Source organism: Mycobacteroides salmoniphilum (assembly GCF_004924335.1).
GTDB lineage: Bacteria > Actinomycetota > Actinomycetes > Mycobacteriales > Mycobacteriaceae > Mycobacterium > Mycobacterium salmoniphilum.
The window spans coordinates 747,028-764,085 of the sequence record NZ_CP024633.1; the positions used below are offsets into that span (position 1 = coordinate 747,028).

General features: G+C 64.4%; 13 protein-coding genes. 5 read left to right on the forward strand and 8 right to left on the reverse strand.

Features of this window, described 5'->3' with window-relative positions; translation table 11 throughout:
* Positions 1–11: 11 nt before the first annotated feature.
* A complete protein-coding gene (serC, locus tag DSM43276_RS03790; protein WP_078330724.1) occupies positions 12–1,127 on the reverse strand; it encodes a phosphoserine transaminase in 1,116 nt (371 codons plus the stop codon).
* A 213-nt stretch (positions 1,128–1,340) separates the two neighbouring features.
* Between serC and DSM43276_RS03795 the strand changes: the two genes are divergently transcribed.
* Both DSM43276_RS03795 and DSM43276_RS03800 read left to right on the forward strand, forming a co-directional pair.
* Positions 1,341–2,396 (forward strand): AurF N-oxygenase family protein, encoded by a 1,056-nt coding sequence (locus DSM43276_RS03795; protein WP_078330725.1) that lies wholly within the window; start codon positions 1,341–1,343, stop codon positions 2,394–2,396.
* Complete coding sequence (locus DSM43276_RS03800) at positions 2,396–4,078, forward strand: FAD-dependent oxidoreductase (RefSeq protein ID WP_109556225.1); 1,683 nt, start codon at positions 2,396–2,398, stop codon at positions 4,076–4,078. Before DSM43276_RS03795 ends, DSM43276_RS03800 begins: the two co-directional genes overlap by 1 nt.
* Before the next feature lie 13 nt (positions 4,079–4,091).
* On the opposite strand, the gene DSM43276_RS03805 is transcribed toward DSM43276_RS03800, so the two are convergent.
* Positions 4,092–4,556, reverse strand: coding sequence for a VOC family protein (locus tag DSM43276_RS03805; protein ID WP_078292770.1), 465 nt, complete (start codon positions 4,554–4,556; stop codon positions 4,092–4,094).
* Between the two features lie 46 nt (positions 4,557–4,602).
* On the reverse strand, positions 4,603–5,739 hold the full coding sequence (locus DSM43276_RS03810) for a citrate synthase 2 (RefSeq protein ID WP_078330727.1): 1,137 nt from the start codon (positions 5,737–5,739) through the stop codon (positions 4,603–4,605).
* A gap of 110 nt (positions 5,740–5,849) precedes the next feature.
* On the opposite strand from DSM43276_RS03810, the gene pdxH reads away from it, so the two are divergent.
* Complete coding sequence (gene pdxH / locus DSM43276_RS03815; RefSeq protein WP_078330728.1) at positions 5,850–6,497, forward strand: pyridoxamine 5'-phosphate oxidase; 648 nt, start codon at positions 5,850–5,852, stop codon at positions 6,495–6,497.
* Positions 6,498–6,527: 30 nt separating this feature from the next.
* Here the strand turns inward: pdxH and kstD are convergent, their stop codons facing one another.
* Positions 6,528–8,216, reverse strand: a complete 1,689-nt coding sequence (gene kstD / locus DSM43276_RS03820; protein ID WP_109556226.1) for a 3-oxosteroid 1-dehydrogenase — start codon at positions 8,214–8,216, stop codon at positions 6,528–6,530.
* 76 nt (positions 8,217–8,292) lie between these two features.
* Here kstD and DSM43276_RS03825 point away from each other — a divergent pair, with 76 nt between their 5' ends.
* Together DSM43276_RS03825 and DSM43276_RS03830 are read left to right on the forward strand one after the other, a co-directional pair.
* Positions 8,293–8,889, forward strand: coding sequence for a TetR/AcrR family transcriptional regulator (locus DSM43276_RS03825; RefSeq protein ID WP_234803081.1), 597 nt, complete (start codon positions 8,293–8,295; stop codon positions 8,887–8,889).
* Positions 8,890–8,894: 5 nt separating this feature from the next.
* Positions 8,895–9,548 carry a GAP family protein gene (locus tag DSM43276_RS03830; RefSeq protein WP_078330763.1) on the forward strand — a complete coding sequence of 218 codons (654 nt, stop codon included), beginning with the start codon at positions 8,895–8,897 and terminating at the stop codon, positions 9,546–9,548.
* Positions 9,549–9,568: 20 nt separating this feature from the next.
* Here DSM43276_RS03830 and DSM43276_RS03835 read toward each other — a convergent pair whose 3' ends face one another.
* Genes DSM43276_RS03835 through DSM43276_RS03850 form a run of 4 tightly spaced genes read right to left on the reverse strand, consistent with a single transcriptional unit; the run spans position 9,569 to position 17,046 of the window.
* On the reverse strand, positions 9,569–11,338 hold the full coding sequence (locus DSM43276_RS03835) for an AMP-binding protein (RefSeq protein ID WP_078330730.1): 1,770 nt from the start codon (positions 11,336–11,338) through the stop codon (positions 9,569–9,571).
* Between the two features lie 14 nt (positions 11,339–11,352).
* Positions 11,353–12,519, reverse strand: coding sequence for an acyltransferase PE (pe, locus tag DSM43276_RS03840; RefSeq protein ID WP_078330731.1), 1,167 nt, complete (start codon positions 12,517–12,519; stop codon positions 11,353–11,355).
* Positions 12,520–12,570: 51 nt separating this feature from the next.
* Complete coding sequence (locus DSM43276_RS03845; RefSeq protein ID WP_078330732.1) at positions 12,571–15,591, reverse strand: MMPL/RND family transporter; 3,021 nt, start codon at positions 15,589–15,591, stop codon at positions 12,571–12,573.
* 33 nt (positions 15,592–15,624) lie between these two features.
* Positions 15,625–17,046 carry a condensation domain-containing protein gene (locus DSM43276_RS03850; RefSeq protein WP_078330733.1) on the reverse strand — a complete coding sequence of 474 codons (1,422 nt, stop codon included), beginning with the start codon at positions 17,044–17,046 and terminating at the stop codon, positions 15,625–15,627.
* Between the last annotated feature and the right edge of the window lie 12 nt (positions 17,047–17,058).

A 17,058-nucleotide genomic window follows, 5' to 3' on the forward strand; every position in this document is an offset into this window, starting at 1 on the left:
GAAGGTGTGAGTCAGAGGCGCTCGACGACCCAATCGATGCACTGCGTCAGCTGGGAGATGTCCTCGGGATCGATGGCCGCGAACATCGCCACTCGCAGCTGGTTGCGGCCCAGCTTGCGGTATGGCTCGGTGTCCACAACGCCGTTGGCACGCAACACCTTCGCCACGGCGGCCGCGTCCACATCGTCGTTGAAGTCGATGGTGCCCACCACCTGCGAACGCTGCGCCGGGACCGCCACGAAGGGTGTGGTGTACGCCGTCGTCTCGGCCCAGGAGTACAGCCGCGACGCCGAATCGGAGGTCCGTTTGGTGGCCCAATCCAGGCCGCCATTGCCCAGCAGCCAGTCGATCTGATCGGCCAGCAGCAGCAGCGTTCCGATGGCGGGGGTGTTATAGGTCTGGTTCTTGAGGCTGTTCTCCACCGCGATGGGCAGGGACAGGATGTCCGGCACCCAGCGTCCGCTGCCGCCGATCTCCGCCACGCGCTCCAGCGCGGCCGGGCTCATGACCGCGAGCCACAGCCCGCCGTCGCCCGCGAAATTCTTCTGCGGCGCGAAGTAGTAGGCGTCTGCCTCGGTGACATCCACCGGCAGGCCACCGGCACCGGAGGTGGCGTCGATGAGCACCAGCGCGTTCTCGGAGCCGGCCGGACGCTGCACCGGAACCATGACGCCTGTCGACGTCTCGTTATGGGCCCAGGCGATCACATCGGCCGATGGATCCGAGACGGGCGCGGGCGCGCCACCGGGATCGGCGGTCACCTTGATGGGATCCCCGACGAATGGGTTCTTGGCCACGCAGGAGGCGAACTTCGAGCTGAACTCGCCGAAGGTCAAGTGCAGCGACTTCTCGCGGATCAGGCCGAAGGCGGCAGCATCCCAGAACAAGGTGGAGCCGCCGTTGCCGAGGATGACCTCGTAACCGTCGGGTGCGGAGAAGAGCTCCTTGAGCCCCTCGCGGACGCGACCGACCAGGTTCTTGACCGGCGCTTGCCGATGCGAAGTACCGAAGAGGGAGGCTCCGGCGGTCACGAGCGATTGCAGCTGTTCGGGGCGCACTTTGGAGGGGCCGCAGCCGAAACGTCCGTCGGCGGGCAGGAGGTCAGCGGGGATGGTCAATTCAGCCACGACTACCAGCCTAAACGGTGCCCCATTGAGACCTGCCTCACACAAAACAATACGTGCAGAGAACGTCACATGGGACGTTTCGTCCCAAACCTAGATAGGGGCTTCTCGCCCTGTTTACACTCGCCCAGAGCTTGTAGACTTTCAAGTAGCCCCAGAACGTAAAAGTTTGCAGGTCCGTTACTGCGTCTTTGGACGAATCAAAGGAGATAAGCCATGTCGCTCCGCGAGAAGCTCCGCGCGAAGAAAGAAGTACGCGCCGACGCGAGCTACGTGCAGGTGCTCGAGACCCTGTCGCACGGCTCCACGCACCGGAACTTCGATCCCTTCATCGACATCGACTGGGATAACCCGGAGTATGCCGTCGTCCCCAATGATCCACGCTGGGTGCTCCCGCACCGGACCGATCCGTTCGGCCGGCACCCCTGGTACCAGGCGCAGCCGCTGGAGAAGCAAATCGAGATCGGCATGTGGCGGCAGGCCAACGTCGCCAAGGTGGGTCTGCACTTCGAGAGCATCCTGATCCGCGGTCTCATCCAGTACGCGTTCAGCGTGCCCAACGGTTCACCGGAGTTCCGGTACCTCAACCACGAGTCCATCGAAGAGTGCAACCACACCCTGATGTTCCAGGAGATGGTCAACCGCCTCGGTGTCGACGTGCCCGGTATGCCGCGCCTGCTGCGCTGGGTGTCCCCGTTCGTTCCGCTGGCCTCCACGCCGTTCCCCGAGATGTTTTTCGTGGGTGTGCTCGCCGGTGAGGAGCCCATCGACCACACGCAGAAGAACGTGCTGCGCGAGGGCGACAACCTGCACCCCATCATGAAGCGCGTCATGGAGATCCACGTGGCCGAGGAGGCCCGGCACATCTCCTTCGCGCATGAGTACCTGCGCAAGCGCGTCCCGGCCATGCACTGGTTCAACCGGTTTGTGTTGTCGATTGCCACCCCGATCACCATGCGGGTGCTGATGGGCGCCATCATGACGCCGCCGCGCAGTTTCGCCAAGAGATTCGACATCCCGCAAGAGGTGATGAAGGAGATCTTCTGGAAGAGCCCGGCCTCTCGGCAGACGATGAGCGAGGTCTTCTCCGACGTGCGGATGCTGGCCAGGGAAACCGGGATGATGAACCCGGTGTCCAAGCTGGTGTGGCGGGCGCTGCACATCGATGGGCGTGCCGCCCGTTACCGCAGCGAGCCGCAGCGCGGTCCGTTGGTGAATTACTCGGCTCCGGGAGCCGCAGTGCCTGATTCGCACAGCGCTGTTCCCGCCTGATGCCACACGTCGTTACCCAGGCGTGCTGTAACGAGGGTTCGTGCGTTTACGCATGCCCGGTGAACTGCATCCACCCCACGCCTGACGAGCCGGATTTCCTCAAGGCGGAGATGTTGCACATCGACGCCTCCGCATGCGTCGACTGTGGTGCTTGTGTCGCCGCCTGCCCCGTGGACGCCATCAAGCCGGATTCGGTTCTCAAGGAAGAGCAGCTGCCCTTCCTGCGGATCAACTCCGAGTTCTATCCGCGCGAAATCCCACGTGCCAGCTTGGCTCCGGTCATTCAGGCGCCGCCGGTCCGCACGTCCGGCCGTGCACTGAAGGTGGCCATCATCGGCTCCGGTCCGGCGGCCATGTACGCCGCCGACGAGCTGCTGACCCAGCCGCACGTGAAGGTCAATATGTTCGAAAGGCTGCCCGCTCCCTACGGTTTGGTGCGTGCCGGGGTGGCCCCCGATCACCAGCAGACCAAGCGGGTGACGAAGCTTTTCGACACGATGGCCGCGCAGCCCAACTTCGAGTTCTTCCTGAATGTCGAGGTGGGTAAGGACATCACCCACGCGGAACTGTTGGCGCATCACCATGCGGTGATCTACTCCGTCGGTGCGTCCTCGGATCGCCGCCTGGACATCCCGGGGATTGAGTTACCCGGCAACGCCACCGCCACCCAGGTGGTCGCGTGGATCAACGCGCACCCCGATTACACCGATTTCCGGGTGAACCTCGATCATCAGCGAGCGGTGGTCATCGGCAACGGAAACGTGGCCCTGGACGTGGCTCGGGTGCTCACCGGAGACACTGATCGCCTTGCGCGCACGGATATTTCGGATACCGCCTTGACCGCGTTGCGCAGTAGCACGCTGCGCGAGGTAGTCATCGTCGGGCGCCGCGGTCCCGAGCATTCGGCGTTCACCCTGCCCGAGCTGCTCGGTCTCGTCGGTCTCCCCGATATGACGGTGGTCATCGACCAGGAAACAGCGGACCTCGTCGACGAGGCACTGCAGACACATCTGGAGCCGTTGACGCGGCAGAAGCTGGAAGTGCTCAGCACCTGCCCGCGTGAGGCACGGGAGCCGGGCGGTAAGACCATCCGCTTCGCCTACAACCGCACCCCCATCAAGGTGCTCGGGGACGGCCGCGTGGAAGGCATCGAGTTCCAGCACGGTGATGCCACCGACACCATCCAAGCGGGCCTGGTGCTCACCTCGATCGGCTACCGCGGTGTCCCGATGCCCGACGTGCCGTTCGACAACCAGCGTGCGATCATCCCGAATGAACAAGGGCGGGTGACGGATCCGGACACCGGGAAGGCGCATCCCGGCACCTATGTGGCGGGATGGATCAAGCGCGGTCCGACCGGCTTCATCGGGACCAACAAGTCGTGCTCGCAGCAGACCATCACCTCGCTGGTCGAGGACTATAACCACGGACTGCTGGCCGATCCCGTGCAACGGCTGTCGGGCCTATCCAAGCTGATCCAGCGGCGCCAGCCGACGATCGTCGGCCACGATGGGTGGCTGGCCATCGACCGCGCGGAGATTGCGCGCGGTAAGGGTGAAGGCCGTCCGCGTGACAAGTTTGTCTCGGTGTCCGAGATGCTCCGCGTCGCCGCGAGTGCCCCGCAGCCACCGTTGTGGCGCAAGGCAATTCGCGGGTCCGCGTTGGAAGACTTGCTGCGCTAGCGGTTGTTGGGCTTTAGTCGACGCCGCCCGCGGCGTACTTCTTGAGGTCTTCGGGGTTGACGATCTTGACCGGTTGACCCAACGACCACAGGTGCCCGAACGGATCCTTGATGACGCCGAAGCGGTCACCCCAGAACTGGTCTTCGAGCGGCATCTCGATGCTCGCTCCGGCGTCGACAGCGCGACTGAACCAGTCATCGACATTGGGCACCGTGAGGTGAATCGTGACCGGGGTGCCGCCGAGCGCGGTGGGGGTGCTGGACTTGCCGTCGTTGTACTCGGGGAAGTCGTCGTTCATCATGATCGTCGTGCCGTTGATCTTGACGGCGGCGTGCATCACCTTGCCGTCGGGAGTCTCCAGCAGGCCGAGTTCTTCGGCGCCAAAAGCCTTCTTATAGAACTCGATCGCTGCGCGTGAGTCCTCGACGATGATGTATGGGGAAACAGAGGGCACTACGGGAGGTACTTCGGAGGTCATGTGACCCACCCAACCACCTCACGCGTGGTGACGCCAGGACTTCGGGTTAAGCACCCACCCGAGAGCGCAGAAGCCCGTATCCTTCGACCGATTCAATGGAGCGTGGCCCCGGCCCGACATAGAGTGCCGCCGGACGTACCAGCTTGTCGAGGCGCTTCTGCTCCATGATGTGCGCGCTCCAGCCCGCGGTGCGGGCGCAGGTGAACATCGCCGGCATCATGCGGGTGGGTACCTGCGCGAAGTCGAGAATGACCGCTGCCCAGAACTCCACATTGGTTTCGATAACGCGATCGGGACGGCGTTCCCGCAGCTCGGTGAGTGCGGCCTGCTCGACGGCGGCCGCCACCTCGTAGCGCGCGGCGCCGAGACGCTTGGCAGTGGCGCGCAGCACACGCGCACGCGGATCCTCGGCGCGGTACACCCGGTGGCCGAAGCCCATGAGCTTTTCGCGGCGATCCAGAATGCCCTTGATGACGCCGCGGGCGTCACCGGTCTTTTCGGCCTGCTCGATCATCGGCAGCACGCGGGCAGGTGCGCCACCGTGCAGCGGGCCACTCATCGCGCCCACCGCACCCGAGAGTGCGGCAGCCACGTCCGCACCGGTGGAGGCGATGACCCGGGCGGTGAACGTCGAGGCGTTCATGCCGTGTTCGGCGGCCGACACCCAGTAGGCGTCGATGGCCTCGACGTGCTTGGGATCTGGCTCACCCTGCCAGCGAGTCATGAAACGTGATGTGACGGTCGAACATTCGTCGATGGTCTTTTGAGGTACGGCGGGCAAGGCCGTACCCCGCGCCGACTGGGCGACGTACGAGAGCGCCATCACCGAGGCGCGGGCCAGCTGATGGCGAGCGACGGAGTCCTCGGTGTCCAAGAGCGGTTCGAAGCCCCAGATGGGTGCGAGCATCGCGAGTCCGGCCTGTACATCGACGCGGACGTCCCCGGTATGTACCGGAACGGGAAAGGGCTCAGCCGGGGGGAGTCCCTGGCCGAACTTGCCGTCGACCAACAGCGCCCATACATCACCGAAGGTCACCCGTTGGGCGACCAGATCATCGATGTCGACACCGCGGTAACGCAGGGCGCCGCCGTCCTTGTCGGGCTCGGCGATCTCGGTGGCGAAGGCGGTCACGCCCTCCAGTCCAGGTGCGAAATCCGCTGGTAGCGGCGCTGCAACCGTCATGATTCTCGACTCCCTACCTGTGGGTAACAACTCGGTAAAGGCGATTCTTGCACCCGCAATTAAGGGCAATTCTTAGTTCGTTCGATCTCTCTTAAGCGCCCGCCTGTAGCGTGCTTTTCGTGACCGAATGGCTGCGCTCGGACTACCGTCCCGGAGAGAAGGACGGCAGTGGAGATCTGGATGTTGACTGGCTCGCCGATGGCTGGCTTCCCTTGCTACACAAATGGTTTGACCTCGCGGTGTCCTCGGGCATCCCCGAACCGAACGCGATGGTGCTCGCCACCGTCGACGGCGGTCGGCCCGCCACGCGCACGGTGTTGTGCAAGGGGTTCGACTCCGCGGGTGTGACCTTCTTCTCAAACTACGATTCCGCCAAGGGGCGCCAGCTCGATCACGCGCCGTATGCCAGTGTCACCTTCCCCTGGTACGCGCTGGGGCGACAGGTACATGTGCGCGGTCGGGTGGCCAAGGTCGATCCTGCGCAGACCGCAAACTACTGGACCAATCGGCCACGTGGCTCGCAGCTGGGGGCGTGGGCGTCCCAGCAGTCCGCGCCCATCGCGTCGCGAGAGGCGCTGTTGGCTCAACTCGAAGACGTCACTCGGAGGTTCGCCGATGTGGACGCGGTGCCGGTGCCCCCGCAGTGGGGCGGCTATGTGATTGCTCCCGAGACCGTCGAATTCTGGCAGGGGCGGGAGAACCGCGTGCACAACCGGATCATCGTCACCGATGGTCGGGTGCAGCGCTTGCAGCCGTGATGGATGAGCCGCTTGCGCGAAGACCGGCGGTTACGATGAGCCCTTCGCACGACGACCGGTGGCTAGATCGAGTGCGGCCAGATAGCCGAATACGAGGGCAGGCCCGATGGTGGCGCCCGGCCCCGCATAGGTGTGCCCCATCAGTGCGGAGCTCGCGTTTCCGGCGGCGTACAGCCCGGGTATGACGGAGCCGTCGGGGCGTAGTGCACGTGCGTTGACATCGGTGTCGATACCGCCCTTGGTGCCCAGATCGCCCGGCACCATGCGGGCCGCGTAAAACGGGGCTTGGGTCAGTTCTCCCAGGCTCGGATTGGGCTTGTTGGTGATGTCGCCGTAGTAGTGGTCGTACGCGGACTCGCCGCGATGGAAGTCCCCGTCGCGTCCGCTGCGTGCGAATTCGTTGAACCGGCCGATCGTGGATTTGAGTGCGTCCGCGGGTACGTCGATCGCTTGCGCTAGCTCGGTGATGCTGTCCGCCTTGATGATTGCGCCGCTGCTCAGCCAGGATTTGGGGAGCGGGGCGCGCCCGGTGACACCGGCGAAGGTGTACCGGTTCCGATACGTCTGGTCAAAGATCAGCCATGCGGGCAGGTTCTCGGCGGGGCCCGTTCCGGTGCCGAACTGGCCGCCGAACATCTGGTGGGTGGCTTCGACGTAGGGCAGCGATTCATTCATGAATCGATGCCCGCGGGAATTGACCAGGATGCTGCGGGGCAGCGATCGCTCGGCGAGCGCGAACCATGGCCCCCTGGGTAGCGGAATCGATGGCGCCCACCATGCGTCGTCCATGAGAGATACTGCGGCACCGGCTGTTTCGGCGGCGAGGATGCCGTCACCGGTGTTCGAGGTGGCGCCGATCGACCACTGCGCGCCGGCGGGTTCACGGTGGTGCTTCGCGCGCATCTGCGCGTTGTGGTCAAAGCCCCCGCACGCGATCATGACGCCGCATCGCGCGGTGATGGTGCCCTGATCGGTGACGATGCCGGTGACGCGACCGTCAGTGACGACGAGCTCGCGTAACGCCGTGCTCAGCCGCACCGGGATGCCCGCTTCCTTGATGCCGATGAAAAGCGATGCGACAAGCGCGCTTCCAACGCCGACGAGGTGTTGGCGCCGAAGCTTGGCGAGGGCGGTGCGGGCGCCAATGCGGAACATGTGCCAGGGGCCGCGCCAGTGCCGCAGCCCGGTGCTCAGCCACCGGTAGTCGGATTGTTTGACGACGACGTTCATGGGGGCCTTGGTATAGAACGGCGCCATGGTGTCGAGGTCAGATCCGAGCTGTCGTGCATCGAATGGTTTTGGTTCGCAAGATCTTCCGCCGGCGCGCCCACCCGGGGCCTCCGGAAAGTAGTCCGAGTAGCCGCGCACCCACTCCAGGCTGAGTGCGGAGTTGTCGGCGAGGAACTTCAGCGCCTCGGGGCCGCGATCGATGTAGGCGTTGATGCGATCCGTGGCGGCATACGGGCCGATGATGTGGTGAAGGTAGGTGCGCGCATCATCGAGCTCGTCGGCGGATGACTTTCCGGACGATTTCGCGAGGAAGTGGTTTCCGGGGATCCAGACGCCGCCGCCCGATCGCGCGGTCGAGCCGCCCCATTGCGGGGCCTTCTCGACGATCACAACGGATAAGCCGTGCAGCGTGGCGGTAATCGCCGTGGACATGCCGGCGGCGCCCGAACCCACCACTACGACGTCGAAGATCTCGCTCACCCTGGCCATCCTCTGCGAGTTGATATCAATTTGACAGTAACTGTCAAATTGCCACGGCATGGGGCGCTGTGTCAAGGTCAGACATATGACCGGCTCGCTGCGATCACGTCAGCGGATGAGAGTGCGCAGCGATATCTACAACGCGGCCATCGCTCTTTTCGCCGAGCGCGGGTTCCATACGGTGACCACCGAGGAGATCGCGGCCGCTGCGGGGGTTTCGGCGAGCACCTACTTCCGGCATGTGAACGCGAAGGAAGACCTGCTACTCGCCCCCTTGCTCATCAGTGGTGACGCGATCACCACGAGGTTTTCCCACAGGCCCGGGGGTGAGGCGGTTCCCGTCGCCTTGGCGGCGGCCATTTCCGAGCGCAGCGCCGAGGTCAACGACGACGAGCTGCACCGGTGGCGCACGGCCATCCTGACGGCCCCCGAGCTGATGGCCCGGGTATCCCTCATCTCGGTGCAGGACCGCGAGCAGCTGACCGCGATCGCGGCCGACCGGATGGGGCTCGATGCGGTGGCCGATCAGCGACCCGGGCTGATCGTGCACATGCTCCTGGCCGCCGCCGAGTTTGGCTTCCGACGATGGCTGGGACCGGATGCCCACCTGCCGCTGGACGCCTGCGTCGAGTCGGCGCTGATGGCGGTTCTCGATCTCCGCACGGAATGGTCGCGGCCCTGACACCCATGTGGATCACCCTGCTGGTGATGGCCATTGCCGTCAGCTTCGAACCCTTCCGTCTGGGTATGACGGTGCTGATGCTCAGTCGGCCACGCCCACAGCTGCAGCTGCTGGCATTCCTGTGTGGTGGGTTCGTGATGGGGATGGCGGTGGGGCTGGCGGTGCTGTTCGCCTTCCGGCACGTGTCCACCGGATCGGCGCAGTTCACGTTGCCGCGGGTACAGGTCGGCATCGGGGTGGCGGCGCTGCTGGTCGCCGCATTACTGGCCTCGCGTGTGCGGGGTCCCGCCTCCAACGCGCAGTTGGACAAGGTCACTGGGCGTATCCAGTCCATCGCGACCGGTGGCTCGCTGTGGGTGGCCGCGGTCGCGGGGTTGGGCATCGCGCTGCCCTCCGTCGACTTCCTGGCCGCGCTTGCCGTGATCGTGGCCTCGGGCTCTGCACCAGCAACGCAGGTCAGCGCGTTGCTGATGTTCAACGTCATCGCCTTCGCGCTGATCGAAGTGCCGTTGCTGGCTCATCTTGCCGCGCCGGAGCGGACGGCCGAGGCGATGGCAAGGCTGAACAGCTGGATACAGTCCAACCGGCGGCGCAACATCGCGCTGGTCTTGGCCTTGGTCGGATGCGTGTTGCTCGCGGTCGGGATTGCCGGCATCTGACGGCGTTCTACCGAACGAGGTCAGGCAACCCCGACGCGAGTGTCCGCGTCCAACCGGGTGAACTGGTCCTGGAGATACTGCTCGACACAGGCCGCGCGCCGGATCTTGCCGCTTGTCGTGGTGGGAAGTGACCCGGGCGGCACGAGAACGAGATCTCCGACATTCACGCCGTGCTCATTGGATATCGCCGAGGTGACCTCGCTCTTGATCTCCTCGAGCCAGTGCGTCGCCGCGTCGCCGGAATCGCCGCGCTTCTTGAGCTCGATGACGGTCACCAGCTTCTCGGTGCTGTCGAACGGGACCGATATCGCCGCGACTCGGCCACGCGTGATCTCTTGAACCGTGGCCTCGATGTCCTCGGGATAGTAGTTGCGTCCACGAATGATCAGCAGGTCCTTGATGCGGCCGACGATGAACAGCTCGCCCTCGGAGATGAACCCGAGGTCACCAGTCCTCAACCAGGGCCCGTCCGGGGTGCCCGGCGACGGGTCGAGCACCGTTGCCCCGAAGCAACGCTGCTCCTCGGGCGACTTGCGCCAATAGCCGTAGGCGACATTTTCGCCGTGCACCCAGATCTCGCCGACCACGTCCGGTGTGCACTCCCGGTGGGTGGCGCTGTCGATGATCCGCACGGTGGGGGAGTGCGGCACGTGGTATTTGACCAGTGCCGTGCCTGTCCCGGCCGGGCAACGCTGAACGCGGCCCGCGGACAGCTCTTCGACGTCGAAGTGGGTCGCGGGTGCTGTCTCGCTCCATGTCCCCGAGGCCACGAAGACCGTTGCCTCCGCCAGCCCATAGGAGGGACGCATCATGCTGTCCTGGAAATTGAAGTGCGCGAACCGATCCACGAAGCGTCGCAGGGTGGCCTGCTCGACGCGTTCGGCGCCGCTGATGATGCCGAGCACCCCACCGAGGTCGAGCCCGGCCAGGTCGCTGTCGGTGGTCTTGCGGGCCGCCAGATCAAAGGCGAAGTTGGGCGCCGAGGAGAACGGATGGGGATTCTCGGCGAGCGCTCGCATCCACCGGGCGGGGTTTTCCAAGAAGGCCATCGGACTGGTCAACTGGGCGTGAAAGCCGCCCAGGATGGGCGCACAGACGCCCAGCACCAAGCCCATGTCGTGGTAGAAGGGCAACCACGACACGATCGTGACATCAGACGGGATTTTGACCCCGGCGTCCGCGAAAAGGCTGCGCATCAATTGCTCGAAGTTCACCTGGAGATTGCGATGCGAAAGCTCGACCCCGGTCGGCGTTCGGGTCGAACCCGAGCTGTACTGCAAGTACGCGATGTCCGGCATGTCGGTCGGCACGACGCTCGGCCCGCCGTCGATATCGAGCCGCAACGCGTCGATTTCGATGATCTTGGGGGCGATCTCGAGGCGGGACTGATCGACGTAATCGCCGACGTCGCCGGCGACCGCCGAGGTCGTGAGCACCACCGAGGGCGACGTGTCGTCGAAGACGGCACTCACTCGATCAAGACTTGAGCCGCGGTGCGGCAGCGGGAGCGGCACCGCGATCAGCCCGGCCTGCATGGAACCGAGGAAGGCCAGGATGTATTCGAGGCTCTGTGGAGCCAGGATCAGGGCCCTGTCGCCGACCGCCGCGTGCTGGCTCAGCTCGCGGGCCACATTGAAGGTGCGGCGTGACAACTGCGACCACGTGAGGCTTTCGGCAACACCAGCCGGGTTGTGGGTGTAGTCGGTGAAGGTGAACGCGAGGTCATCCGGCCGCAGGCTGGCACGTCCGTGCAGCATCGAGAGGATGGATGACTGGGTCGAAGGTGTCATGTGTTTGTCCGTACTTAATTGGGAGGGGTCGAGCGGGTGCCGTTGCCTAGCACGGCCAGGGCGCCGCTGGTGATCTGTGAAATCGGATCGGAGCCGCCGCCGAACGTCGCCTGATTGGCCGGCGCGGTGACTTTTGCGGGATCGAAGCCGCGCACCGGATCCACAGTGATCGGTGCCGTTGCCGGGTCATCGTTACGTGAGTAGCCCGCATCGACCCGCGGTTGCAGGATCGCGTCGAGCCTGTTCAGCGTTTCCTCCGGCACCCCGAGATACTTGAAGCCCAGCACCAGGGGAAGGTGTTGCTCGGGGATGAAGTAGGTCGTGGTCGACCCTCCCCGGGAGTTGAACTCCGTCCTGATGTTCTGCGCCGGAACCATTTTCGGGTTGGTGAAGGCAATCGCGGTGTGACCGGTGGCCAGACCCGCGATGGCGTTGGCGACCGCAAACAGGTTGTCCGGCCGGTCCGGCCAGTCCGCGATGCTGTCGTAGGCGGAGATGAACTGATCGGTGTGGTACTGACTCTCCACCGGAGCCGGTACGGGATAGTCCATGAACGGCACTACGGAGCCGACGGGGAAGTTCTGCGTCAGGAAGCTCTCACTGAAGGGGCTTTTCGCGATCGGGTCGCCGAAGGTTGCGAAGGTCAATGTATCCGGCGCCGGTGCGGTCGGATCGGTCGCCAACGCCGATTTGACGGCGTTGAGTACGAGCGCTCCCTCGGACAATCCCATCGCCGTACCGGGACCGCCATCGCGAATGGCGTTCTCGAGGTTGGGTTCTCCGATGTCGATCGACTCGCCGATGCTGGGGCCGTCCAGACCCAGGCCCGGCATGATCTTCTCCCCTACCGGACCGATGCCGGGGAACAGGCGTTCCAGGGTGTGGCCCTGCACCTGTCCCGCGGGGTACCAGATGTTTGCCCGCTTCATGCCCGGGAACCAGTCCTTGCCGGTCATCCGGATGTACTCGTCATAGGGGATACCGAGTACGTGCGCGCCGCCCAGGGCATATGCGGTCCGGTCCGGCGACACTGGTGCGGCCATCGGTATCCCGCTGGCCGAAATCCCGGGAATGGGTGGTCCAGGAACCTGCGGGTCATCGGCCACCGCGGACGGGATGCCGAAACAGCCTGTCATGCTGGCGACTACCAGCAGGGCCGCTCCTGCGAGGAGGTCTTTCATCCGTGCTCCTGACCGCTCGGCTTCATTTCAGTCTCACATACATTTCGCGTGCTAGCCCGCCTGCGTCGCCGGTTCGGAAGGTGGGGGTGATGTCACCGACGGTCTCTGACGCTTGCTGGCCCGGGACGGCCACCAGTTGGCCCAGCCCACCAACGCCGCGATGGCGGGCACCGTGATGGTCCGAACGACGAACGTATCCAGCAGGATTCCCACACCGATGACGAAGCCGCCCTGGACCACGATTCCAATGCTAGAGAAGAGCAGACCGCCCACTGACGCAGCGAAGATCAGCCCGGCCGCCGTGATGACGCCACCTGTGGAATTCAGCGCGCGAATGATGCCGTAGCGCACGCTGTTTGTGGATTCGTCGCGCATCCGCGATACGAACAGCATGTTGTAGTCCGCACCCACCGCGACAAGTACCACGAAAGCCAAGGGCGGCACGGTCCAGTGCAACTGCTGGCCGAGCAGGAACTGGAATGTCAGTACCCCGATACCGATGGCCGCGAAGTACGACAGCACCACCGAACCGACGAGATAGAGCGGCGCGACAATCGCCCGCAGCAACACCATCAAGGTCAGCAGCACGACGATCAGGGTCGCCGCGATGATGAACCGGATATCGTGCTGGTAATAGTCGCGCGTGTCGCGCAGCGCGGTCGGGAATCCGCCCATCGATATCGTGGCGTCGGCCAGCGTGGTGTTGGGCTGAGCCCCCTTGGCGACGTCACTGATCTGGTTGACCTGGTCCATCGCCTCGGGACTGAACGGATTGAGTTTCGTCTGAACCAAGTACCGCACCGAGTGGCCGTCCGGTGAGATGAACGCCTTGGCGGCCCTCTGGAAATCCGGATTGCTCAGCACCTCGGCGGGAATGTTGAAGCCCGCCTGCGATGGGTCCGCGGCGTTGGTCTTCATCGTCAGCAGGAATGACGACGCCTGGTTGAGGCCGTTGACGATCACCTTGATCTGCCCGACGAGTTGATCCACACCACCGGCCACCTGCTGGCTGCCGCCGGCCAGTCGGTCGGCGCCCTGCCGCAACTGGTTGAGTCCGGCCTGCGGGCCGCCGGGCTTGTCCAGGCCCATGGCCTGCAGCCCGTTCATGACACTCAGGAGTGAAGTGTTCAGCTTGGTCACCGTCGAGGAGAGGGTTGCCTTGTTGCCCTGGGAATTCCCGAGCTGATGAGCGAGCTGATTGATCTCGTCGAGGCGTCCGCTGTTGCGCTCGCCGACGAGCCGCTCGAATTGGCCGCGGGTGGTGGCGCAGGAGGCATCGGCATCGCAGACCGGGTTGGCCTGTAGCGCGTTCAAGACCGGGTTGATCCAGGCGAACATGTCCTTCGCGGTGGAGAAGTTCCACCCCATGTCGTTGGCGAGCGCATTGATGGCGTCGACGAGCTTGGCGGCGTTGTCCACGTTCCGCACCAGCTCGTCGCCGCCGGATTTGGTCTTCAGAGAGGCCGACGCGTCGAGCAGACTCTGCAGACCGGGGACGATCTTGTTGAGCTGCGTGCGGAGGTCACCGAGGCTGCCGGCCAGGGTGTTGGCCCCGGAGGTGAGTCGATTCAGGTCGCTGCTGCGCTGACTGATCTGGTTGGAGCCGTCGGCCAGCCGGGTGCCGACGAGCCCCGCCTGATAGGTGGCCCTGAATTCCGGTGGCACCTCGCCGAGCGGGCGGGTGACGCCGCTGACCAGGCCCACCTCCGGCAGCTGGGCGATGCGAGAAGCCATCTGTTCCAGGTCGGCGAGGGCCTGTGGGGTGCGTAGGTCACGCGGTGACTGGATGAGGATGTACTCGGGAATGGATTGGCTGAGCGGGAAGTGGCGTTCCAGCGCGGCGTACCCGACTGAACTCGGTGCCGACGGCGACACGGCCTTGCGGTCGTCATAGTTGTAGCGCGCGAGCAGCGCGCAGCTTCCCAGCAGGGCCAATACCAGCACACTGGTAACCAGGTGGGGAATGGGCCGACGCACGATACGAATGCCGGACCGCCGCCAGAACTGGGCAGTGAGCTCGCGCCGCGGCCTGACCCAGCCGCGCGGCCCGGCGAGCACCAGGATCGCGGGCAGCAGGGTCATTCCCGACAGGTAGGCGACGCCGATGCCGATCGCCGACGACACTCCGACCGTCTGGAAGACACCCATCTTGGCGAAGCTCAGGAGCAGGAAGGTGATACCCACCGTTGTGGCGGATGCGGTGATCACCTTGCCGATCGACATCATCGCGGCCCTGACCGCCTGGTCGTAAGTCTTACCCGACCGCAGATAGTCGTGATAGCGACTGATGAGGAATACCGCGTAGTCCGTGCCGGCGCCGGCCAGGATCGCGCTCAGGAACACGATGGACTGGTTCGAGACGCCCGCGCCGGTCAGATGCGAGTAGGCCGCCACCACGGACTGCGCGATCACCAGCGACGACCCGATCGTCACCAACGGAAGCATCATGGTCAATGCGCTGCGATAGACCAGGAGCAGCACCGCGAGCACCAAGATGGCGATCGCGAGCTCGATCGGCAGACGATCCTGCTCGCCCGCGACGGTGAGGTCGGCGACCGTGGCCGCGGGACCGGTGATGTGCACGGTGGTCGCACTGCCGTCGATGCTGTGCTGGATGAGGCTGGTCACCCGGTTGTAGGAGTCGAAAGCCCTGGGCGTGCCCAACTCGCCCGCGAGGCCAATCGGCAGAACCCAGGTCTTGTTGTCCTCACTCGTCAGGAACTTTCGCAGTTCGGGCGTGCCGATGAAGTCCTGCACCGACACGACGTTCGTCAGGTCGTGCCGTACCGCGTCCACCACCTTGCGGTAGCTCGCCGCGTCGTCGGCCCCCAGTCCGTTCTCGTTGATGAACACGACCAGGAGGAGATCGTCGTTGCTCGATTCGTGGAACGCCTCGGTCATCTTCTTGGCGGCAACACTCGACGGCGCGTCGGCAGGCAGGATGGCGAGCGGATGCTTCTCCGCCATCTCGGTCAGTGAGGGGAAGGTCAATGGCAGAGCGATGGCCAGCGCGACCCAGGCGCCGATCACCGCCCACGGCCATCGCACCACGAAATCGGCTAGCCGCCGCATATCTTCCTCACCCTCACTCTGATGTTGCTCAAGCTACGCGACGCGTCCCCAGTGCCCGCTGTCCGCGACCCGCATGCACACCGACTTCATCGCCTCCATGTAGCGCAGAGACGACTTCTCGGCGATCGGGTTGTCGGGGTGCATGATCGCCATCGCCGTGCCCTCCCCGTAGCGGAATATGTAGATGGTCAGCTGATAGGAGAAGCGGCCGTCCGGATAGATTCCGATGTTGTCGGCAAGGCCCAGCTCGCCCGCCGCGAGAATGGCGTTGAGCGGAGCCGCACCCCCGTGGAAGAAGTTCGACACCGGAAAGTTCGGTTCCGGCCATTTGAGCCACGGTGCCAATTCCAGTACCCGGTAATACGGCACCCGGGACATGTCCAGACTCGAATCGAAAGCGGTCTGCGCGGCGTATGCGGCATCGTTGAACGAGGTTGCCGCGATCGGAACGGTGATCGGGATCAGGCCGGTAAACCAGCCTTGCGTCATGAAGTTATCGCTAGCTGTACGGGAATCCCTCGGAGTCAGGCCGTAATACGTGAGCGCCCCGGTGAATTCGTGCTCAACCAGACCGAGGCAGGCGAACAAGCCGCCGACAAACCGTGAGCCGGCAGTCGAGCAGGCGGACTCGAATCGGTCCGTCTGCTCCGGACTCATCAGTGACAGGGACGTCATGGTGCTGTTGGTCGCTTCCGACGGATTGCCCAGTGGAAGCGGGAACTCGGGGAAGGTTCCATTGTTGTTCTCGGCAAAGTCAATCCACGCGCGCACCCCGGGCGAGTCCAGCGTCAATGCCGATGTGAACTCGCGCTCGCGAGTGCAGAAGTCGTCGAAGCTGCCGGGATCGGGCAGCGTGAGAGCCTGGCCGCCTCCGCTCAACGCCGAGTACATTCCGTTGGCTTCCATCATCGTGGTGCCGATCAACGTCGCGTCGCCGTGCACGTGATCCATGGCAGCGAAAAACGTAAAGTGGTTCTCGCTCTGGATAATTCCAAAGGTGAAGCATCCCCATTCCAATGGACTCGGTATATCGATGACGTGGCTACGTATGTCATCGACCGACATATGCCCTTGCGTTACAGGCGCGAACTCGATGTCGCTTGAATCGCTGATCGAGTGCCTGATGAACCCCCCGTCGTCGGTGCGCTCGAACCAGCTGCGGAAGGTGTCATGCCTACGCAGGTATGTGTTGAGGGCATGGTCCATCGCGGAGATATCGCACTGACCCGCAACATCGCAGCTGGCGATAATTTGGCGGGAGAAGTTTAGGCCAGCTGCGTTCCGTTCGTAGTAATTTCGCAGATGTTGACTCTGCATGTAGCTGACTGGCACCAAACTCACAGGTGCTTGCCGGGCCTTCTCCGCCGCGGCAGGGGTGGGGTGCCACGAGGTGACGGAGCCGGGGCTCAACGTCCATTCATCAAGTGCGCCAACCGTTATCGTTCCTATGCGCAACGCGCCGTCCTC

Coding starts and splice junctions, on each gene's coding strand:
- DSM43276_RS03795 (WP_078330725.1), top strand. CDS start 1,341: ATGTCGCTCCGCGAGAAGCTCCGCGCGAAGAAAGAAGTACGCGCCGAC.
- DSM43276_RS03800 (WP_109556225.1), top strand. CDS start 2,396: ATGCCACACGTCGTTACCCAGGCGTGCTGTAACGAGGGTTCGTGCGTT.
- DSM43276_RS03805 (WP_078292770.1), bottom strand. CDS start 4,556: ATGACCTCCGAAGTACCTCCCGTAGTGCCCTCTGTTTCCCCATACATC.
- DSM43276_RS03810 (WP_078330727.1), bottom strand. CDS start 5,739: ATGACGGTTGCAGCGCCGCTACCAGCGGATTTCGCACCTGGACTGGAG.
- kstD (WP_109556226.1), bottom strand. CDS start 8,216: ATGGCCAGGGTGAGCGAGATCTTCGACGTCGTAGTGGTGGGTTCGGGC.
- DSM43276_RS03825 (WP_234803081.1), top strand. CDS start 8,293: ATGACCGGCTCGCTGCGATCACGTCAGCGGATGAGAGTGCGCAGCGAT.
- DSM43276_RS03830 (WP_078330763.1), top strand. CDS start 8,895: ATGTGGATCACCCTGCTGGTGATGGCCATTGCCGTCAGCTTCGAACCC.
- DSM43276_RS03835 (WP_078330730.1), bottom strand. CDS start 11,338: ATGACACCTTCGACCCAGTCATCCATCCTCTCGATGCTGCACGGACGT.
- pe (WP_078330731.1), bottom strand. CDS start 12,519: ATGAAAGACCTCCTCGCAGGAGCGGCCCTGCTGGTAGTCGCCAGCATG.
- DSM43276_RS03845 (WP_078330732.1), bottom strand. CDS start 15,591: ATGCGGCGGCTAGCCGATTTCGTGGTGCGATGGCCGTGGGCGGTGATC.